The 20125-nt window shown below is 62.7% G+C and carries 22 protein-coding genes and 1 riboswitch; of the genes, 11 read left to right on the top strand and 11 right to left on the bottom strand.

Features of this window, described 5'->3' with window-relative positions; all coding sequences use genetic code 11:
- Nucleotides 1-3: 3 nt before the first annotated feature.
- Entirely contained in the window at nt 4-999 is a 996-nt protein-coding gene (gene hpnA / locus GLX_RS09105) for a hopanoid-associated sugar epimerase (RefSeq protein ID WP_014105678.1), read from the bottom strand.
- Nucleotides 1000-1191: 192 nt separating this feature from the next.
- Between hpnA and GLX_RS09110 the strand changes: the two genes are divergently transcribed.
- The 7 genes from GLX_RS09110 to GLX_RS09135 all read left to right on the top strand — a co-directional run bounded on the left by GLX_RS09110 (nt 1192) and on the right by GLX_RS09135 (nt 6244).
- The gene (locus GLX_RS09110; protein ID WP_014105679.1) at nt 1192-2274 is read left to right on the top strand and encodes a lysylphosphatidylglycerol synthase domain-containing protein; all 1083 of its coding nucleotides are present in this window, start codon (nt 1192-1194) and stop codon (nt 2272-2274) included.
- Nucleotides 2275-2319: 45 nt separating this feature from the next.
- Nucleotides 2320-3222: a prephenate dehydrogenase/arogenate dehydrogenase family protein gene (locus GLX_RS09115; protein WP_014105680.1), complete on the top strand. Its 903-nt coding sequence runs from the start codon at nt 2320-2322 to the stop codon at nt 3220-3222.
- 125 nt (nt 3223-3347) lie between these two features.
- On the top strand, nt 3348-3470 hold the full coding sequence (locus GLX_RS19350) for a hypothetical protein (protein WP_407927268.1): 123 nt from the start codon (nt 3348-3350) through the stop codon (nt 3468-3470).
- Entirely contained in the window at nt 3445-3720 is a 276-nt protein-coding gene (locus GLX_RS09120) for a transposase (RefSeq protein ID WP_014105681.1), read from the top strand. Before GLX_RS19350 ends, GLX_RS09120 begins: the two co-directional genes overlap by 26 nt.
- Nucleotides 3721-3903: 183 nt before the next feature.
- Nucleotides 3904-5310 carry a DNA repair protein RadA gene (gene radA, locus GLX_RS09125; RefSeq protein ID WP_014105682.1) on the top strand — a complete coding sequence of 469 codons (1407 nt, stop codon included), beginning with the start codon at nt 3904-3906 and terminating at the stop codon, nt 5308-5310.
- Nucleotides 5307-5933, top strand: coding sequence for an IMPACT family protein (locus tag GLX_RS09130; protein ID WP_041247317.1), 627 nt, complete (start codon nt 5307-5309; stop codon nt 5931-5933). The genes radA and GLX_RS09130 overlap by 4 nt, the downstream gene beginning before the upstream one ends.
- A gap of 59 nt (nt 5934-5992) precedes the next feature.
- Nucleotides 5993-6244, top strand: a complete 252-nt coding sequence (locus GLX_RS09135) for a DUF3297 family protein (RefSeq protein WP_014105684.1) — start codon at nt 5993-5995, stop codon at nt 6242-6244.
- Between the two features lie 148 nt (nt 6245-6392).
- Here GLX_RS09135 and GLX_RS09140 read toward each other — a convergent pair whose 3' ends face one another.
- The 7 genes from GLX_RS09140 to GLX_RS09170 all read right to left on the bottom strand — a co-directional run bounded on the left by GLX_RS09140 (nt 6393) and on the right by GLX_RS09170 (nt 14879).
- Entirely contained in the window at nt 6393-8987 is a 2595-nt protein-coding gene (locus tag GLX_RS09140) for an MMPL family transporter (protein ID WP_014105685.1), read from the bottom strand.
- Nucleotides 8988-9129: 142 nt separating this feature from the next.
- Entirely contained in the window at nt 9130-10140 is a 1011-nt protein-coding gene (locus tag GLX_RS09145; protein ID WP_014105686.1) for a lysylphosphatidylglycerol synthase domain-containing protein, read from the bottom strand.
- 75 nt (nt 10141-10215) lie between these two features.
- Nucleotides 10216-10701 carry a 6,7-dimethyl-8-ribityllumazine synthase gene (ribH, locus tag GLX_RS09150; protein ID WP_014105687.1) on the bottom strand — a complete coding sequence of 162 codons (486 nt, stop codon included), beginning with the start codon at nt 10699-10701 and terminating at the stop codon, nt 10216-10218.
- 34 nt (nt 10702-10735) lie between these two features.
- The gene (locus GLX_RS09155) at nt 10736-11986 is read right to left on the bottom strand and encodes a bifunctional 3,4-dihydroxy-2-butanone-4-phosphate synthase/GTP cyclohydrolase II (protein WP_014105688.1); all 1251 of its coding nucleotides are present in this window, start codon (nt 11984-11986) and stop codon (nt 10736-10738) included.
- On the bottom strand, nt 11986-12603 hold the full coding sequence (locus GLX_RS09160) for a riboflavin synthase (protein ID WP_014105689.1): 618 nt from the start codon (nt 12601-12603) through the stop codon (nt 11986-11988). Before GLX_RS09160 ends, GLX_RS09155 begins: the two co-directional genes overlap by 1 nt.
- A gap of 2 nt (nt 12604-12605) precedes the next feature.
- Nucleotides 12606-13625: a bifunctional diaminohydroxyphosphoribosylaminopyrimidine deaminase/5-amino-6-(5-phosphoribosylamino)uracil reductase RibD gene (gene ribD / locus GLX_RS09165; RefSeq protein ID WP_041247771.1), complete on the bottom strand. Its 1020-nt coding sequence runs from the start codon at nt 13623-13625 to the stop codon at nt 12606-12608.
- 114 nt (nt 13626-13739) lie between these two features.
- Nucleotides 13740-13900: riboswitch (FMN riboswitch) on the bottom strand.
- Nucleotides 13901-13994: 94 nt separating this feature from the next.
- Nucleotides 13995-14879: an MIP/aquaporin family protein gene (locus GLX_RS09170; RefSeq protein WP_014105691.1), complete on the bottom strand. Its 885-nt coding sequence runs from the start codon at nt 14877-14879 to the stop codon at nt 13995-13997.
- Between the two features lie 375 nt (nt 14880-15254).
- Here GLX_RS09170 and GLX_RS09175 point away from each other — a divergent pair, with 375 nt between their 5' ends.
- Nucleotides 15255-17012: a hypothetical protein gene (locus GLX_RS09175; protein ID WP_231850316.1), complete on the top strand. Its 1758-nt coding sequence runs from the start codon at nt 15255-15257 to the stop codon at nt 17010-17012.
- Here GLX_RS09175 and GLX_RS09180 read toward each other — a convergent pair.
- Together GLX_RS09180 and GLX_RS18465 are read right to left on the bottom strand one after the other, a co-directional pair.
- Nucleotides 16984-17544, bottom strand: coding sequence for a hypothetical protein (locus tag GLX_RS09180; protein ID WP_014105693.1), 561 nt, complete (start codon nt 17542-17544; stop codon nt 16984-16986). The genes GLX_RS09175 and GLX_RS09180 overlap by 29 nt on opposite strands.
- A gap of 38 nt (nt 17545-17582) precedes the next feature.
- Nucleotides 17583-17753 carry a hypothetical protein gene (locus tag GLX_RS18465; protein WP_153469213.1) on the bottom strand — a complete coding sequence of 57 codons (171 nt, stop codon included), beginning with the start codon at nt 17751-17753 and terminating at the stop codon, nt 17583-17585.
- Between the two features lie 56 nt (nt 17754-17809).
- Here GLX_RS18465 and GLX_RS09185 point away from each other — a divergent pair, with 56 nt between their 5' ends.
- Nucleotides 17810-18037 carry a DUF3126 family protein gene (locus GLX_RS09185; RefSeq protein ID WP_014105694.1) on the top strand — a complete coding sequence of 76 codons (228 nt, stop codon included), beginning with the start codon at nt 17810-17812 and terminating at the stop codon, nt 18035-18037.
- Nucleotides 18038-18077: 40 nt separating this feature from the next.
- On the opposite strand, the gene GLX_RS09190 is transcribed toward GLX_RS09185, so the two are convergent.
- Nucleotides 18078-18701 (bottom strand): DUF2939 domain-containing protein, encoded by a 624-nt coding sequence (locus GLX_RS09190; protein WP_014105695.1) that lies wholly within the window; start codon nt 18699-18701, stop codon nt 18078-18080.
- Between the two features lie 202 nt (nt 18702-18903).
- Here GLX_RS09190 and GLX_RS09195 point away from each other — a divergent pair, with 202 nt between their 5' ends.
- Nucleotides 18904-19728, top strand: coding sequence for a HesA/MoeB/ThiF family protein (locus GLX_RS09195; RefSeq protein WP_014105696.1), 825 nt, complete (start codon nt 18904-18906; stop codon nt 19726-19728).
- Nucleotides 19725-20117: a DsrE family protein gene (locus GLX_RS09200; RefSeq protein ID WP_014105697.1), complete on the top strand. Its 393-nt coding sequence runs from the start codon at nt 19725-19727 to the stop codon at nt 20115-20117. Before GLX_RS09195 ends, GLX_RS09200 begins: the two co-directional genes overlap by 4 nt.
- The last annotated feature ends 8 nt before the right edge of the window (nt 20118-20125 follow it).

Here is a 20125-nt window from a genome sequence, read left to right on the forward strand (position 1 = left end):
GCCTCAGTCCAGCATGCCGTGCTGGCGGAACCAGTCTATGGCGTCCTTCACCGCCTCACGCGCGGGGCGGGGGGCGTAGCCGAGTTCACGGATGGCCTTGTCCGACGAGAAGAACATCTTCTTGTGCGACATGGCCAGCATCTCACGCGTGACCCTGGGCGCAATACCGAACGCACGCGACAGCCACTCACTCGCCATCGCCACGGGCCAGATCACGGCCTGCGGCAGGCTGACGCGCGGCGGAGCCACACCGGCAAGTTCGGCGGTCATGGCAAACAGGTCGCGCAGCAGGTAATTCTGGCCACCCAGGATGTATTTCTCGCCGATGCGCCCGCGCTCCAGCGCCAGGGCGTGCCCTTCGGCCACGTCATCCACGTGCACGATGTTCACGCCGGTATCGACATAGGCCGGCATGCGCCCTGCCGCGCAGTCCAGGATCATCTGCCCGGTGGGTGTGGGCTTGATATCACGGGGGCCTACGGGGGTGGAGGGGTTCACGATTACGGCAGGCAGCGCGCGTTCATGCACCAGCCGCAACACTTCCTGCTCTGCACGGTATTTGGAGCGCTTGTAGATGCCGATCACGCCATGCTCGTGCACCGGCGTCTCCTCATCGGAGACCGTGCCATCACCGATCAGCCCCAGCGCCGCGACGGAGGAACAGTAAACAATCCGCTGCACACCCGCCTTCTGTGCGGCCAGCATCAGCGCACGCGTACTTTCCACGTTAGCCACCATCATCGGTACCGGGTCGGGCACCCACAGCCGGTAATCCGCCGCCACATGAAAGACATAGCGGCAGTCCTTTACCGCCGCATCGAAACTGCCGGGGGTGGACAGGTCCCCTTCCACCAGTTCGGCGGGCAGGTCGCGCAGGTTGGTCAGATCGCTCCCCTTGCGCACCATGAGCCGGAGCAAATGCCCACGCTCGATCAGGTTACGGGCAACGGCGGAGCCGACAAAACCGGTCGCACCGGTTACAAGGGTTGGGGCAGTCATGGTCTGAACGATCACTCCGTCGGGGACAGAATTCACGATTGCGATACGGACTCGCAACCAGCGGGCGTTCCATTTATCCCGACACCTCCCGGTGGCGCCAGACCTTCCTGTAGTGTAAGTGAGGCACGACTGGCCACCGCGGCATGAATTTTACCCGGTGTTCCCCCGCCAACAGACCAAGACGGATCTTTTTTGAGAAAGCTCACCATCCTGCTGGCCATTCTTGGCCTGGCCCTGCTTACCGGCTGCACCGCGTGGTTCGGGGCGGGGTCGGTCATGCAGGCCATCGTCTCCATCGGATTCACCGGATTCATGGCGACCGTCGTGGCGCAGCTTGCAGTTGATGCAATACTGGGTCTTGCGTGGCACGCGGCTTGCCGGGATATTCCGCTGGTGCAGCTGACCGTCTCGCGCATGATCCGCGACGCTGCGGCGTCGTGCCTGCCGTTCTCGCAATTGGGCGGGATGGTGCTTGGCATCCGCGCCACATGTTCGAGCGACCTGTTTGCAGGAGCGAAGGGCCGGCATGTTGACGGGAGCGAGGCCGCCTGCGCCAACCTGGTGGACATCACCACCGAGGTGATGGGCCAGATCCTGTTCATCCTGACCGCCGTGCTGTGCCTGGTCGCCCACCAGCAGTCCAGCCCGTTCGCCCGTCCCGTCATTATCGGGCTGGTGCTGCTCAGCCTGGGAATCGGCGGGTTCATCTATACCCAGCGCCGTGGCGGCGACCTGCTCAAACGCGTGGGCCGCAAACTGGGCCACAACATGGCCGCCCAATGGCAGGACGCCATGCTCAGCAGCGCCGACAGCATACAGGAACGCTTCGACGCCATATGGTCACACCCCGGCCGCATCATTCAGGGCGCGCTCCTGCATTATGTGGGCTGGCTGGGCAGTGCCGCCACCATCTGGATTGCCTATTATTTCCTGGGTGCGCATCTGGGCTTCAGCGGCGCCGTGGCGATCGAGGGCGTGGCCTGCGGCATCATGTCCGTCTCGTTCCTGGTGCCTGCGGGCCTGGGTGTGCAGGAAGCGGCCTATATCGCGCTGGGTTCGGCCTTTGGCATTGCGCCATCTGTCTCGCTGGGACTGTCGCTGCTACGGCGCGGGCGGGAACTGGTCATTGGCATTCCCATGCTGCTGCTGTGGCAGGGCATGGAAATGCGTGCCCTACGCCGCAAGGAAGGCAATATCCCGCCAGCGGAGGGGAATGGCGCACCTGCCGCCTCCCCCGTCGTGCTGCAAAAGCCCCACGACCCCACGCGCAAGTAACATTCCCCTCCCGTGAACCCAAAAAGCCGGACAGACCACCGCGCCATGACGGACCAGTCTTACCCCCTGTTTGATACACTGGCCGTTATCGGCCCTGGCCTGATCGGCTCATCCATCCTGCGGCGCGCGATGGAAGACCGGCGCATCGCACGCAGGCTGGTGGCGTGCGACATCAACCCTGAAGTGCGCGCCCGCGTGGCCGAACTGGGCATTGCCGACGCAGTGGAGGCCGACCCCGCCACGGCTGCGCGTGATGCGGACTGCGTGATCATATGCGTGCCGGTGGGTGCGATTGCCATGGTCGCGGCACAGGTCATGCCGACCATGAAACCCGGCGCCATCCTGAGCGAGGTGGGATCGGTCAAGATCACGGTCATGGAAGCGATGCAGCCGCTGCTGGCGCAGTATCCCGATATTGCCTTCATCCCCGCACACCCCATGGCGGGCACGGAATTCTCCGGCCCCGATGCCGGTTTCGCCACCCTGTTCGAGGACAGGTGGTGCCTGCTGACCCCACCGGCCAGTACCCCGGCCCCCGCCATCGCCCGCATCACCACCCTGTGGGAGATGATGGGTGCCCGCGTGCGCGACATGACGGTGGAACACCATGACCGGGTATGCGCAATCGTAAGCCACCTGCCGCATCTGCTGGCTTTCACCATATGCGGGACGGCGGATGACCTGGCGGATGAAACCCGATCGGAAGTGCTGGACTTCGCGGCATCGGGCTTTCGGGACTTCACGCGCATCGCAGCGTCGGACCCCACCATGTGGCGCGACATCTTTCTCAACAACCGCGAGGCGCTGCTGGACATGCTCGACCGCTTCATTGCAGATGCGCAGGCCATGGGGGACGCCATCCGCACCGGTAATGAGGATGTGATCGTAAGCCGCATCCAGCGCGGCCGCGCCATCCGGCGCAGCCTGATCGAGAATCGTCAGGCCTGAAAACGAAAAGAAGTTTTTGGTGCAGCTTTTTGAGGCCTGTTTGGAATCGGGTTTTCTAAAGGGCCGCAATGCGTTTCAAAGTTGAGATGGATCGCTTCATCCTGACCGATGCCCAATGGGCGAAAATGGAACCGCTATGCCTTGGCAAGAAGACGGATCGGGGATGCAGCGGGAAGGATAATCGCCTCTTTATCGAAGCGGTCTTATGGATAGCGCGGACCGGTGGATTTCGAGGGAATTCTTGCTGACAAGGCGTTTGACGTCCACTGGATCGTGGACGCCCTACACGCGCAAGGCACCTGCGTGGTTATTCCCCAGCGCAAAAACCGCATCGACAGGCGCCCCTTCGATGGCGCCCTGTTCAAAGCACGCCATCTCATCAAGAACGTCTTCTGCAAGCTCAAGGAGTTCAGCCGCATCGCCATGCGAAGCGAGAAGACTGACAGATCATGCGCAGCCATGATCTCTCTCGTTAGCGCAGTCATCAATTCAAGATAATTCCCAACAGGCCCGGATAAATATTAAAGTAAACAGTTTCTGGGTGCCCCCTTTTTTCAAAAAGCGGCGTTCTTTCAAAGCTTTTTGAAAAAATCTTCACCAAAAACTTTTCTCCGTTTGGCTAAGCGGCCGGTTGTTCCATATATGTGATATACACGATCTGTTCTTGTCCAAGGAGCCATCATGGCGCGTCGGCCCGCTAACCGTTTTGTCTGTCAGTCCTGCGGGGCGGTGTTTTCCAAGTGGTCGGGCCGGTGCGATGCCTGTGGTGCGTGGAACAGTATTGTCGAGGAAACGGTCGAACCCACCGCAACCGGCGGTACCAATGCCCGCAGGCGCACCGGCGCGCGGATCAATCTTGTGGGCCTTGGCGGGGATACGCCGCCGCCACCACGCATTGAAACCTGTATCGGTGAACTTGATCGCGTACTGGGCGGTGGGCTTGTGCCAGCATCGGTCGTGCTGGTGGGGGGGGATCCTGGTATCGGCAAGTCCACGTTGCTACTGCAGGGTGCGTGTGCGCTGGCGCGTGCCGGGCGCAAGGTCATGTACATTTCGGGCGAGGAAGCGGTGGACCAGATCCGCCTGCGTGCCCGCAGGCTGGGGCTGGAAGCGCCCACGCTGGAACTCGCCGCCGCTATCAACGTGGCCGATATTGCCGCAACACTGGATGCGGAAAAGGATCTGGCGCTGGTCGTGATCGACTCGATCCAGACCATGTGGATGGAAACGGTGGAAAGCGCACCCGGCACCGTAAGCCAGGTCCGCGCCTGTGCGTTTGAACTGATCCGCCTGGCCAAGCAGCGCGGCTTCAGCCTGATCCTTGTGGGCCACGTGACCAAGGAAGGCGCACTGGCAGGCCCGCGCGTGCTGGAACACATGGTTGATGCGGTCATGTATTTTGAAGGCGATCGCGGGCACCAGTTCCGTATCCTGCGCGCGGCCAAGAACCGCTTTGGCGCAACTGACGAAATCGGCGTGTTCGCCATGACCGATCAGGGGTTGGAGGAAGTGCCCAATCCTTCCGCCCTGTTCCTGGCCGAACGGCGCGGGCATATCGCGGGCTCTGCCGTGTTCGCGGGCATGGAGGGTACGCGCCCCGTGCTGCTGGAAGTGCAGGCCCTGCTTTCCCCCAAGGCAGGGGATGGCGGGGCGCGGCGTGCGGTCGTGGGGTGGGATACCGGGCGGCTGAACATGCTGCTGGCCGTGCTGGAAGCCCGCTGTGGCATCAAGCTCAACGCCATGGATGTCCATCTCAATATCGCAGGCGGCCTGCGCGTTGGGGAGCCTGCGGCCGACATGGCCGTGGCCGCGGCCCTTGTGTCCGCCGCAACCGGTCAGCCCACCAGTGCCGGTTCGGTCTATTTTGGCGAGGTTGGCCTGTCAGGCGAGATCCGTCAGGTCTCGCAACCTGATACACGGCTTAAGGAAGCCCACAAGCTGGGCTTCGAGCACGCTTTCCTGCCGCGTCGTATCGCACGCGGTAACCGTAAGCCCACGGCCCCGGACGGTCTGGGCATACAGGAAATCGGCCATCTGGGAGATCTTGTCAGCCTGTTCACGGCCGGAATGGAGGAGGCCGAGGCGTGAGCGCGCCCGAACGCTTCATGCTGCGTGAACCCGTAATGCTGGAGCGCGACATAAAGAAAAGTATATTTCTGGCACAGGCAGCCCCCGTTTCCACCCCGACGGAAGCCATGGAATTCATAGCCTCCGTCAGCGATCCCGACGCCACCCATAACTGCTGGGCCTACCTGATCGGCCAGACCTATCGCAGTGATGATGCGGGGGAACCCGGCGGCACGGCGGGCCGCCCCATCCTGCAGGTGATCGAGGGGCAGGGTTTCGACCGCACCGTAGTCGTGGTTACGCGGTGGTTTGGCGGCACCAAGCTGGGGGTGGGCGGTCTGGTGCGTGCCTATGGCGGCACGGCGGCGGAATGCCTGCGTACTGCCCCCCGCGTCCCGATCGTGGACATGGTGGATCTGACCTTTACCTGCGGTTTTTCCGAACATGCCCTGCTGCGTGCGCGGCTGGAAAGCATGGACTGCCAGATCGTGGGCGAGGATTTTGGTGCGGCAGGTGTCGGCATGCATGTTGCTCTGCCCACGATACGAGAGGCGGAGGTCCGCACCCGCATTACCGACATCACCCGTGGGCAGGCGGTAATCCGCGTGGTGGAAGAAGATGTAGGTCAGGGTGTTGGAGACTAACGGCATTGTCGCTATGTCAGACAGCGTTTCACGTTCAGCATACGGAAAAAAGACAAGCCATGACCGATACCCCGCCGGACCGTCTGTCCGTCAATCCCGCCAGCGCCTTTTATAACGAGTCCCTGCTTGATCGCGGCATTGGCGTGCGCTTCAAGGGCGTTGAGAAAACCAATGTCGAGGAATACTGCATCAGCGAAGGCTGGGTGCGCCTGGCGGTGGGGCGTGCCACGGACCGCTTTGGCAACCCGATGACCATGAAGGTCACAGGTCCGGTCGAGGTCTGGTTCAAGACCAGCGCAGAAAGCGAATAAAAGGATAAAAGTTTTTGGTGAAGCTTTTTTCAAAAAGCTTTGAAAGAATACCGCCTTTTTGAAAAATGGCGGCACCCAAAAATTTTTCCATGAAAAAAGGCCGCCCCCATCGGGATGCGGCCTTTTTTGTCTTCCCTGTTAGGGGGCGTCATTCCTTGTCGATCGCGCGCTTGGGCAGCAGGGCGGGCACAAAGACCAGCGTCGCCACCAGCGTGCAGGCCAGCGAGAGCAGTAGCAGGCGGCCCATACTGGCTGTGCCCGGATGGTGCGATGCCGCCAGCGAGCCGAACGCCGTGCCCGTGGTCAGCGCCGAGAACAGCACCGCGCGCGCCGTCGGGCTGGACAGCGGCGAGGTGATGCCCGCCCGCCAGTTCATGACGAAGTAGATGTTGAACGACACACCCACCCCCAGCAGCAGGGGGAGTGCGATGATGTTGGCGAAGTTCAGCTGCTCGGGCACCACGATGATCAGGATGACCGTCATCAGTGCCGAGAGCAGCAGGGGGGCAAGCACCAGCGCCGTATCAAGCAGCCTGCGCAGGGCGACGGCCAGAATGATGGCGATCATGACAATGGCCGCCGCCGCCGCCGTGACAAAGGCGTGCACCATTGTTGCGGCACTCTGCACGATGTCGATGGCGGAACCCGCGGCCATCGGGGCAATCTTCTGGATCTCGCTGACATAGATATGCAGCGCGTGGTTGCCCTTCATCTCTTTTGTCGGGTGCACCTCGACCAGCGCGCGACCGTCAGGCAGCAGGTAGTCCCGTGCCAGTTGCTGCGGCACGTCGGTAATGCTGACCGGCTTGACCTGCAACATGTCGCGCAGCATGTCGAGCTGCATGGGCAGGAAGCGCACCAGTGCTTCATTGGTGGCCAGGATACGCTTGTCATCCGTCTGGGACAGATGGGCAAGGGCGGACTGGATACGCCGCAGCGGGTCGCCTGCGGGCAGCTTGTCCAGTACGCCGCCCAGTGCAGCCGCGGTCTTGGCGGCGGCGGCCTTCAGTTCGGCCGCATCCGGTGCCGGTTTGGGGTTAGGTACGATCAGGGTGGGCAGCATAATGCTGGCGGCATCCTGTATCAGCGGCAGCTTGGTCTTCTGGTCGGCCGGCACGAGGGAGCCGAGCCACAGCGCGTCATGCACCATCGGCAGGGCGGAAACCTTGTCCGACATGGCGGCGGCCTGATCCAGGCCGGGCATCAGGATATCCACTGTATAGGGCGAATACTGTGGTTCGGACATCAGCATGCCCAGCGTGACCATACCTTCGGATTTCGGGTTCTTGGTATGCAGCGGGTCGGCATCGAAGGTCAGGCGCGGCACCAGCGCCACGCCCACCAGCGCAACCGCGACAAATGCCGCCAGTATGGGCTTGCGGTGGTGGCGGATGGCCTTATCCACCGGGCGTGCCCAGCCAAAGCCGATTGTGCCATGCCCCGCCGTGGGGCGGAACAGCCGCAGCAGGGCAGGCAGCAGCGTAAGCGTGCACAGGAATGCAAACACCATGCCAAAGCCCGCGATCAGCCCAAGTTGGGCCACGCCGACAAAGGCGGTGGGCGTAAAGGCCAGGAAGCCCGCCGATGTCGCCATGGCGGCAACAAGAATCTGGTGGCCGGTCTCGTTACCTGTCTGCTCCAGCGCCTGCACAATGCCCGGCGCCGACCCGTCGGGCAGCGCCTGCGCGCGAAAGCGGACCGAAAACTGGATGGCAAAATCCACTGCGATACCAACGAACAGGATGGCGAACGCCACTGAGATCAGGTTCAGCTTGCCCACCACAATGGCCGCGAAGCCCGTGGTCAGCAGCAGGCCCGAGACCAGTGTGATGATGATGGGCACGATTACCCGCCACGTATGCACGGCAAGGACCAGCCACAACGAGACCAGAACCAGAGAGCCGAGCAGCCCTGCCACCATGCCCTCGGCCACGGTGGCGAATTCCTCGTCCGCGATCTGGGTGTCACCCGTTATATGGACATGTGCCCGCCCGCTTTTGACAAAGGGCAGAGCATTGGCGGCTTCGCGGATCGCATCGGCCGCGGCACCGCCGGGCTGGAAGGAATCATAATCTAGCTTGGGCTGGGTCACGACAAACTGGAACTTGCCCCCAAGGTCGGCCAGATCTCCCGCCAGCAGCCGCTCCCACGAAAGGGGTTCGGGCGTGCTGGACACGGCATGCTCCAGCGTGGTGGCAAAACCGTCCAGCGCCGGGCGGAAGGGGCCAAGGTCGGCCTGCCCCTGGTTTATGCCCAGCGCGATCAGGTTCAGCGCATCGAACAGCCCACGCCCCGATGGGTCGGCGGCCAGTTCGCTCAGGAAGGGCTGAGCGGTGATGGTGGTGTTGAGCACGCGCTCCAGTGCCTTGGGGTCAAGGAACATCAGCCCGTTGCGCACAAGGTAGGGATCGGTCTGCGGTGTGGTGACGTAATTGAAATGGGTGTGGTCATCGCGCAGCCTTGCCGCCAGCGCCAGCGCGGTCTGCTGGGCTTCCTCGGGCAGGGCGGCGTCGATTACGGCAACAAGCTGGTCCTGCTTCTGGGGGAACAGGCGACCCATCTCTTCGGAGCGTTTCTTCCAGTCCAGCGAGGACGAGAACATCTGGTCCGTATCGGTTGTGACACCAAGCAGCGCATAGCTGGCATAGGTCGCCCCCGTGATCAGGAGCGCAAAGGCCACCACGACCGCAATGGCATGACGGGAACAGAAAGCGACAAGACGCCCAAGCGGTACCGATAGCATGACGAGTATTCAGCCCTTCAGAAACCCACGCCGTGCCGCATGGAGCGCGGCAGTCGGTGAAGAAGCCCGGTTTGGCCCATGATGTGGCCCCTATGCAAGGTGGTTCTTTATTACACTCTGTACCGCGCGGCCCGTCATCACATCATGACCGACCGGTCATGTGTATTTCCTTGGCGGTGGCAGGATCTGGGCGTACCCAGCGCATTTCCATCACCTGCCATGCCACGAGCGAGGGCAGCCCCCATGCAATCTCGCGCAGACGCTTGATGAGCGAGAGCGCGATGCCTGCCTGCGGGGACAGCCCGAACAGCCCGCCGATGATGACATACCCCCCTTCCGACACGCCAAGAGCACCCGGTACGGCAAATCCCGCCGACTTCGCAGCCTGGCCCACGCTTTCGATCACAAAACTGTCAGCAAGGGAAAGCGGGTGCCTCATGGCGTGCAGGACCACGAAAACCTCGAACGTGCCAAGCGACCAGCCCAGCAGTTGCATCGCCCCCGCGCGCAGCGAATTCTCGTGCGTACGGTATAGTGTCAGGATCTCGTCATGCAGACCACGGATGTCTTCTACCCCGTCCCATCCCAGATGGGCGGCAATGCGTACCAGCAGCTTTTCCACCACTGAAACGGCACCCAGGTACTGACTGCCCAGAAAGACCGCACCCAGCGCAATGGCGGCCCCGGCACTTTCCATAAGTTCATCGGTAAGGGGAGAGCGGTTGACGAGGCAGAACAGCAACCCCAGCCCGATCAGGGTAAAGGTGACCTGACTGAGCAGTTCGATGGTCAGGTCGCATATCGTGGAAGCCGCTGCGCGCCTGATGCCCAGCCCCTCGCGCCGGGCCAGCAGGCGGGTGGTAATCACCTCGCCGCCTACCTGGGCTACGGGCAGCAGGTTGTTGATCCCTTCACGCGCGCAGCGCAGGACAAAGAAATCGGTAAAGGCAAGGGGCGCGCGCCCGGTCTGGGCCAGAAGCCGCCATGCCTGGGCGGACGCACAGACCTGTGTGGCATGGAACGCGATGATGGCAGGAATGCTCCATCCCCCAGCCGCGACCAGGCCCAGAATATCATGCAGGCCGAAGCGTGCCAGCATCCAGACCGCAAGGCCGATACCGAATGTCCCGGCGATAAAGGTGAACTGCCGCATCCGCCATCCCCATTGCTGTCCCTACAGGACCATGAGAGGACTGTTTTCAGCCGTTTCGCATGGGCCTGTCGTATTTTAACAGCCTCTGATTTTATGAAGCAATGCGATACTTTCAACACAGGCGGCAACCGCCTCGCGGCCCTTGTTGTGCACGTCATCGCGTGAGCGGACCACGGCCTGCTCATCAGTGTAGGTGGTCAGCACGCCAAAGGCGATCGGCACTTCGGTATTGAGTGCCGCCTGCTGCAACCCGATCGTGGCACCAAGGCTGATGAACTCGAAATGTGCCGTATCCCCCTTGATCACGCAGCCAAGGCAGACCACGCCATCATACCGCCCCGTGCGTGCCAGTGTCTGGGCCAGCAGCGGCAGTTCGTACGCACCGGGTGCGTACAGGATGTCTTCGGCGCGCATGGCAATGTCATGCTCGCCCAGCCATGCCACCGCACCATCGCGCAGGCCGTGGGTCACGTCCTCGTTGAAGCGGCTGACCACGATGGCAAGGCGCGGCGGGTGGGCAAACTCAAGCCGGGCGGGCGTGGAAGGGATGTTGGTGCTCATGTCAGGCTTTTTCCGTCTTTGAATTATTATAAATTCAGTGCGTGTCCGCCGTTGCCGGCGCGCACAGGGCATGACCCATCCGGGTGCGCTTGGCTTCCAGATAGGCGCGGTTGAAGGGGTTGGGTGCGATTGCAAGCGTCATGCGCTCGCGCACGTCAAAGCCATGTTTATTCAGGGCGCGCACCTTATCAGGGTTATTGGTCAGCAGGTCGAGCCGTTCTACCCCCAGCGCGCGCAGGATGGCGGCAGCCGCCTGCCAGTCGCGTGCATCGGTCTCGAAACCCAGCCGATGGTTGGCATCCACCGTATCCAGCCCTTCATCCTGCAGCGCATAGGCGCGGATCTTGTTGGCCAGCCCGATGCCACGGCCTTCATGCCCGCGCACATAGACCAGCACGCCGGATTCCGCCCGGCCAATCTGCTCCAGCGCGCTCTGTAGCTGCGCGCCGCAGTCACACCGCAGCGAACCCAGCGCATCGCCTGTCACGCATTCGGAATGCAGGCGCACCAATGGCACGGTGCCGGGCCTGCCCGGCTGGCCCTTGACCATGGCCACATGTTCCGTTCCGTCTGGGGCACGGAAGGCATGGATCATCATGTCCGGCCCGCCAAAGCGGCTGGGCAGGTGGGCGCACGCGACCATCTCCACCGCTGGTTGGGCGTTCGCGCCGTCCGTGATCGGATTGTCCTTCAGCCAGCGCGCCAGTTCGGCAATCGACAGGATCTGCAGCCCGTGGCGCTTGGCATAGGGGCGCAGATCATCCATGCGCGCCATCGTGCCGTCCTCGTTCATGATCTCGCAGATCACGGCGGCCGGGATCAGCCCCGCCATACGCGCCAGATCAACCGAGGCTTCGGTATGGCCGGGCCGTACCACCGTGCCGCCGGGCACCGCGCGTAGCGGGAAGATATGCCCCGGTGAGACCAGGTCTGCGGGCTTTGCATCGGGCGCGGCCGCCACCAACACGGTTTCGGCGCGGTCGGCGGCCGAAATGCCGGTGGTCACACCTTCGCGCGCCTCAATGGAGACGGTGAACGCCGTACCACGCGGGCAGGTGTTCACCTGTGTCATCATGGGCAGGTTGAGCTGGGTGATCCGCGCAGGTGACATGGGCATACACACCAGCCCGCGTGCGTGGGTGACCATGAAGTTCATGGCCTGTGGCGTCATGAGTTCGGCGGCCATTACCAGGTCGCCTTCGTTCTCGCGGTCCTCGTCATCCACAAGGATGATCATCCCGCCCCGGCGGATGGTCTCTATGGCCTGCGCCAGTGCCGGGGGCATCAACGATACTGACATACGCTCTCCACATATTTGGCAATAACATCGACTTCGATGTTCACTGCGTCTCCTGCCTTCAGGGCACCAAGTGTCGTGTGTTCCCATGTATGGGGAATGATCATGAGGGCGATGCGGAACGCATCGGGCGTACACCCCTCCGCGCCCGGTTCACCTACGGCGTTTAGCGTCAGGCTGATGCCATCGATCGTGATCGACCCTTTTTCCACCAGATAGCGGCGCAGCCGGGCAGGAATGGAAAAGGTGATGTGGCGGGCCTCGCCTGCCGGTTCCACCGCCAGCAGGTGGCCGGTGCCATCCACATGCCCCTGCACGATATGGCCCGACAGGCGGGTGGCGGGTGTGACCGCACGTTCGAGGTTGACGGTATGCCCTGCCCCGATCCGGCCCAGCGCCGTACGGTCCAGCGTTTCCGAACTGATGAAGAAGGTGGCGTTCCCCGCCGCGTCAAACGACGTGACCGTCAGGCACACGCCATTGACGGCAATGCTTTCGCCCAGGCTCAGGTCGGGAATGCCGGTCGCCACGGTAATGTCCAGGTCACGGTCAAGCCGCCGCGCGGCGCTGACGTGTCCCTGGTGCTCGATGATGCCAGAAAACATGCTTACTCCTTCACGGCAGAAAATTCGGGCAGCAGGTGGAGCGGTGTCACATCCCCCCCGCGCACGCGGATGTTGTAGTGGTCCACGCCATCGGCACCTGCGGTAATGGTCAGCCAGTCATGCCACATGCTGCGGGCATCCAGTTCGGCCAGCAGGGCGGGACCCGCTTCCACCATTGCCCAGGTCACGCCTGCGCGGCCCAGCAGATCGGGCAGGGCGGCGAGATCGGTGCACAGGCGTACGTCAAAGCCACGGCTGCGGGCAGCATCCAGGTAGGCTTCATCCACCTCCCCCGTACGGGTGCAGATGGCAAGGATACGGGGCGCGCGGCCTGCGTGGTCGGGCACGCGGCGCACGTCCAGCCCCGGCCGGTCGGCGCGCACGGTGCCGCCTGCGGTAATCACCGCATCGGTTGCGCGGCGTAGGCGGTGCGCCAGATCGAGCGAGGCGGCGGAGGTGAACGTGGTGCGCCCCGGCGGTGGCAGCATGGCCCCCGTGGCGTCCACCGCCTGCTTGACCGTGATCCACGGCTGGCCGGTGCGGGTGAAATGGGCAAAAGGGGCCAGCAGGCTGCTGCACAGGTCGCGCGCGGCAGCCTGCGGGCCGGTAGGCTGGAGCACATGCACCCGCCGCCCATGGTCGCGCAGGTAATCTGCCCCGCCACCCGCAACATGGGGGTTGGGGTCCCGCAGCCCGATCCACACATTACGCACCGGGGTGGCCGCCAGCGCGTACGAACACGGGCCGGTGCGACCGGTATGGTTGCATGGTTCCAGGGTGACGATGGCGGTATGGGCACGATCCAGCAGGCCGCGCGCGCGGCACTGGTTTATGGCCTGTATTTCGGCGTGCGGGGTGCCAGCGCGATGGTGGCCGCCAGTGGCAAGGATGGCGCCATCACGGTCCAGCAGCGTGCAGCCGACCGGCGGGTTGGGTGCCGTGGCACCCACATGGCGGGCAGCCTCGTTCACCGCGGCACGAAAACCATGCGCGATAGCGGGGGGAAGGTCGGGGCCAGTCATGGCACTGGTGGCCTGTGGCAACGCATCCAAAACACACTTCTCCATCCATCCGGACGGACTCAGGGCGCGTAAAACCATCTTCCCGCCTTCCTTGAAGGGAAGGCTGGCCATAGTTTCCGTTCTCTTTCATCCGGACTGTAACCGTCGGTTCCGGAATCACACCGGATCTGCTTGACCCCGGCCCCAGAGGGGGCCGGGCGCTCGCGGACTTATGCCCCTTGCAAAAGGGTGCAATCACCGCCGGTGGGGAATTTCGCCCCGCCCTGAGAACGCCTGCGAACCGGGCAGGTGCCCGATTCGTTTTTCAGTAAGACGATATTGGGAATAATTCTCGTTGATTGCAAGTAGCGTATTTTTTAATCACGCTACTCAATCGTGATTAGACGCGTGCCGACCGGGGTGGAGAAGGGAAGGAACACGACCATGGTGGCCGAAATTGACCAGACGGGCTTCTTCTACCTCGATCCGGCCCAGCAGGCGCGAGCGCAGCAGCAAGACTGCCAGTGCCGCCCCCATAAATGGTCCCAACGCATAGATCCAGAACGATTCCCACTGTCCCGCTACCAGTGCGGGGCCAAAACTGCGGGCCAGGTTGGAGCTGTTGCCCGACAGCCATGCCGAAACCGGGTTGCACAGGCCGAAAAACACGCCGCCCGCCCACGGTGTGAACCATTTCAGCACCGGATGGGCAGCCAGCGCATACAGCATGATGACCAACAGGCAGGTCAGCACCATTTCCGTTACCAATGGCCAGATGACTGCAACACCGGAAAACGGCACTGTAGCGGCAAATGTCGCGGCTCGCGCCATATCCCCCCATATGGGCAGCACATGGCCCAGACCTGCCAGCAGCAGGGCCGCAAGGCAGGCTCCCACCATCTGGGCGGCCACATACCCACACAGGTCCATGCCCGCCAGTTTTCCCGCAAGGCTGAACGCCAGCGAGACGGAGGGGCTGACATGCGCCCCGCTTACACGCCCGAATGGCGTGTAAGCGGCTACCGTTCCCGCCAGACCGAAGAACACGCCGCACAGCATGGTCTGGATCTCGGGATGCGTGGCAAGCGCGCGCCCGACCGGGGTATAGGGCGCGGTCAGCACCGTGACCGACACGATGCCACACAGCATGAGCACCATGGTGGCCACCATCTCGCAGCCATACAGTTTCCAGTGTAGCGGATGATCGGGGTGGGGGAGCCCGGCAAGCGGTCGGTCCGTGGGGGGCGGGGTATCCGGTGGCCGGGTTGCAGTCATGGCGTATACTCCCTTACTGGCACATGTAGAGGTCTTGAATTACAGGAAGAAATGGTGTGTTATAAATATAATCATGCGAATATATGCCGTACATGAGACTGTTCAATGCATGGCAGCTAAACGTTTTTCCTATATAGGGTGGAATCTGTTCCTATATTTCTGTTGCCATGCGGTACGCAGCGCTCTGTCGGTCCTGTCCATGCGGGCTGGCGGTAGATATTGTCGGATTCTTGTTTTGTTAACCCGGTATACAGGGGCAGGCGCGCCAGACTGATGGATTGCTGTTGTAAAAAGGGCCATCCCGGCCGCCATGCAGATGCCTGCCATGCAGGTCGGCCAGCGCGGCCGGGTCTGTTGCTGGGGAGTATGGTCGCCATGCTGGGTGGGTTGGTGGCATCACCCGCCCAGGCGGACGACATGGCCGAGATCCGCGCCATCCATGCCGAAATGCGGCGGCTGGAAGCCAAGGTCGAGCAGCTTGAAGCCCATCACGGCATGAGCCGGGGCAGCCAGAACGTGGTGGCGGGCCGTACCTTGCGCTCGGGTCCGCATACGGGGGGGCGTGCTGTCTACAGCGCACCGTCAGGCCAGATCAGCGCTATGCCGGACCTCTCGCAGCTGACTATTGGCGGTCCCGCCATGTCGGATGATGCGCAGGCGGCGGCAGCAGCCGAAAACACCATGACCGAGGCGATTATTCCCGCCCAGGCCAAGCTCGACCTTGATTCCTCCAGCCCGCTGGCCATTACCCAGACCGGCGTGGACAGCCTGCCGCCTGTCTTTCGCATTGGCGGCGTATCGGTAAGGTTGGGCGGGTTCATCGACTTTTCTAACATCTACCGCAGCAAGAACCTGACCAGCGGCCCCGCCACCAGCTGGGGCAGCTTTCCCTATGCCAATAGCCCCAATGCCCATACGGGTGAGTACCGTCCCTCCGCGCAGCTGACGCGCCTGAGCGTGCTGTTGCAGGGCTCGCCCACCAAGGACGAGACGCTGTCGGGTTATATCGAGACTGATTTCGGGGGCGCTGCCGGTACCGCCAACAGCTACCAGACCAACAGCTACACGCCGCGTATCCGGCAGGCGTACATGACCTACAGCAATACCAAATGGGGCTTCCACGTCCTGGCGGGGCAGGCATGGAGCCTGACTACAGGCTACACGCAGGGCCTGCTGTCACGCCATGAACAGCTGCCGCCGGTGGTCGATAACAACCAGATCCCCGGCATCGTGTTCACCCGCGTGCCGCAGATCCGCTTCATCAAGGATTTCGGGCGCAAATGGTGGCTGGGGCTGTCATTTGAGGCACCGCAGGTGGCCTATGCCACATCAGGCAGCGCGGGTGACCACCAGATGCTGAGCGGCGGGGACACGCTGGCATCCTCTGGCACGACTCTGCTGTACGGCAATGCCGGTTCCGGCATGCTCAACCCCAATGCAAAATACAGCATGGATGTCGCCCCCGATATCGTGCTCAAGGGCGCGCTGGATACCAAGCCCGCCCATTACGAGATTTATGGTCTCGCGCGGTGGTTCAAGGCGATGTCGCAGTCATCCGTACCAGGCAGCCCCATCCGCGAACGTGTGTCCTTTGCAGGGGGCGTGGGGGGGGATGTGACGGTGCATGTCATTCCGCGCTACCTGCAGTTTACTGGTAACGTGCTGGCAGGCCAGGGCATTGGCCGTTACGGTCCCGCCATGCTGCCCGATGCCACGTTCAAGGCCAATGGCACGCCCGCTCCCATTCCCGAGATCATTGGCAGCATGGGGCTGATCGGCCATCCCACGCCCAACTTGCTGGTCTACCTGTATGGCGGCGTGGAAAGTGCGGGGCGGCGCAGTTATACCGGCACGGATGGCTACCAGTACGGTTATGGTGTGAATGATCTGGCACTGGCAAGCTGCAATGTCGAACAGATCAGCGGTGGTAGCTGCGATGCCCAGACCCACACCATTGCCGATCTGACAGTGGGCGGCTGGTGGCATGTGCTGCAGGGGGGCTATGGCGCGGTAATGACGGGCGTGCAGTACACGTACCTGCGCAAATTCGCCTATAAGGGCGGCGATGGCACGGACCCCACCACGGGGGGGAACACCATTTACGTCACGTTCCGCTATCTGCCCTTCCAGTAGCAGTGCTGCCGGATAATGAGAGTGCAGCCGTACAGTCAGCCACCTGATGGGTCAGGTGGATGTCATGCACCATGCTGATGGCGCGGATGCTGCTGGTCCGCCAGCGGGTGGACATGCCATGGGGTGTGCATAGAGCGCCTGCGCCCAGTAGCGGCCCGTTACCGGGGTCCACTACCGACAGAACGGCATGCGGGTTGCGCGGCAGGGCCTGCCGCAAGGCCGTGCGCAGGCTGCGCGCGGTGGGGTCATCCACATGGGCGATCAGTTCAGGCACGAGAGTGACCCACCCATCCCATCCCGCTGCCACCGCACGACGTAGTTGGGGCCAGGATTTGCTGGTATCCAGCGCGTGGACCGTCGTCTCCGGGCCGTCCTCGTGGATCTGGCGGGCCAGGGCGCGCGCGCGCATGCCCATGCCCGCTTCGGTCGGAGCCCCGGCGGGGGGCAGGCTGGCGGCAAGAGCTGTCAGCCCCACGGGAGGCGCAAGCAGGGCTACAAGCAGCATCAGCCGGGGAAAAGATCGTAAGTGCATGGTCTTTGTTCTCCCTTCTTACTGGTGTTGCGGTATGGTCAATGAAACAGGTCAATCGTGGCGCTGGCGCGGCGCGAGTGGGGAAAATCATGGGCACGCGGTTGCAGGTGTGGTGACATGTGCCTATAGCCTGCCCCGATGCCCGGTAACGGATAGGGCAACCGCGCGATCCTGACCGGACCGGCCACGCGCGTTAACCAGGGGGCCATGTCTGGCCCTGATCGTATTTCTGGCGGGTCCTGCCATTGTGGAGAACTGACGTTTCATGACTGCCATGTCCTCTTCCGAAATTTCGCGCCTTCAGGTCTGCCTGCGTCGTCTGCTGGGTTCACCGGGCCTTACGGTTAATGCACCACCGCGCGCCGGGCTGTCCGTTGAACTGGCAGTCAATGGTGAGGTGGTCGGTACCGTCCATCGTGACGAGGATGAAGGCGAAGTGTCCTACGCCGTCCACATGACCGTTCTTGAAGAAGACCTGCCCGCACCGAAATGACCGGTCTAGTGGCGCGGCGGGTGTAAAGACCCGCCGTGCCTTAAGGCCGGGTCAGCGGTTGTGGCACCGGGCCGGCCGATGCCTCCACCAGCGGGTGGGAGCGCGGGGTCGGCAGGTCGATGTGGTGGATCTTCCATTGGAAGGCATGGATGCGCATCTGCAGCCGCAGGGGCGTTTCATTCTCGTGCCCCGGCATCACCATGCTCGCCTCAAACACGCCTGGATGGGTGAAGTGCATGTGCACGCCGCGCAGCATGGCATACAGGCCAACATGCGCGCCGGGCTGCGGGGTCGGCATCAGGTGGTCCACCAGCGTGCCCAGCTTGTCGGGACGCACTTCCTCATCAATGGCGTTGGAAACGGCGGATGATGCGAAGGACGAGCCGAATTCCGGCAGTTCATCATCGGCATGTGGCGGGCCGATCAGGCTGTCCACCACCTGGTTTTTCAGCCCGCTGCGTACCGATTCCCATTTCAGGCAGGTGTTCAGGCTGCCCATGTCATGACTGCGAACGGCCGAGGTAATGGACCATAGCGTGCAGACGGGGGAGGCCGCATAAAGCGTGCCAGCTGCGGCCAGCGTACCCGCGCAGACCCAGCGTGCCTGCTGGCGGCGCAATGCGGCAAGACCGGCAGGAATTTCCATGCGGGAAAAATATGACATTAGAATTATACTCCCCCCCTCAATGGGCTTCACGCTTGAGATAGACTATACTGGAAACATATCCGGCATGCATTGGTTTCATGATTGAGGTCAGGAATTATCACGTAATAGTGATATATAGCCTATTGCTTCCCGCTGTAGCCCCACAGTGACACAGTATATCCGTCCCGCATGGGCAACAGGGACAGGGCAGGAAAGCAGGATGAATTTTTCTGAGGAAGAGATCCAGCGCTACGCGCGCCACATCCTGCTGCCCGAGGTGGGTGGCACCGGCCAGCAGGCCCTGAAAAATGCCCGTGTTCTGGTGGTTGGCGCCGGTGGGCTCGGCTCTCCCGTTGCCCTCTACCTGGCAGCGGGGGGGGTGGGACAGATCGGATTGGTGGATGATGACGTGGTTGACCTGTCCAACCTGCAGCGCCAGATCGCCCATGTGACCGATCGGGTTGGCCAGCCCAAGGTCGAATCGGCAGCCACTGCCCTGCGCGCGCTCAATCCAGGCACGCGGGTTGATTGTCATAACATTCGCCTTACGGCGGAAAATGCTCGCGCGCTGGTACGTGCTTACGATCTGGTGTGCGATGGCTCTGACAATTTCGCTACCCGTTACCTTGTGGCCGATGCCTGCGCGCTGGAAGGCCGCACCCTGATATCCGCTGCCGTGCTGCGCTTTGAGGGGCAGCTTTCCACCTTCCGCCCTGGCGGGCCGTGCTACCGTTGCCTCTATCCCGAGGCCCCGCCCGCGGGCACCGTACCCTCCTGCGCGGAAGCCGGGGTGTTTGGTGCCGTAACCGGGGTAATGGGCACCCTGCAGGCCACCGAGGCGCTGAAGGAAATTCTTGGTATTGGCGAAAGCCTTGCAGGCCGCCTGCTGGTATGGGACGCACTGGCCATGCGTTTCCATACCATTGCCCTGCCGCCAGATCCTGACTGCGCGCTGTGTGGTACACACCGCACCATTCATGACCTGTCGGCCCATCACGGACCGGTTGGAAACGGTTGCCAGGTACCTGCGGGGGCCCCGTCATGACGGCGGACCACGCCGGGGGGGCGCTTGCCATACTGCTCTATGATGGCGCCTATGCGCGGGCGCATTATGCCTTTGTCATGGCGGCGGGGGCGCTGGCTATCGGGCGGCCTGTCCTCATGTTTGCTGCCGGTCGCGGGGTGCATGCACTGGCGCGTGACTGGCGCGGGTTGCATGATGCGGGCGATGACGCGCAGGTGCGCGCACGGGGTGTTGCGGGTATGGACACCCTGCGCGATGCAGTTGTGGAACTGGACGCAACCCTGATGGTCTGTGATGCTGCCCTACGATTGTGCGACCTTTCACCCGACCAGTTGCTTGATGGCGTGCAGGTGGCGGGTATCCCCACCTTTCTTGAAGCTGCCCAGGGGCGGCAGATCATAACCCTGTAAGGATTGAA

The sequence above is a fragment of the Komagataeibacter medellinensis NBRC 3288 genome (genome assembly GCF_000182745.2).
In the GTDB taxonomy this organism is placed as follows: Bacteria; Pseudomonadota; Alphaproteobacteria; order Acetobacterales; family Acetobacteraceae; genus Komagataeibacter; species Komagataeibacter medellinensis.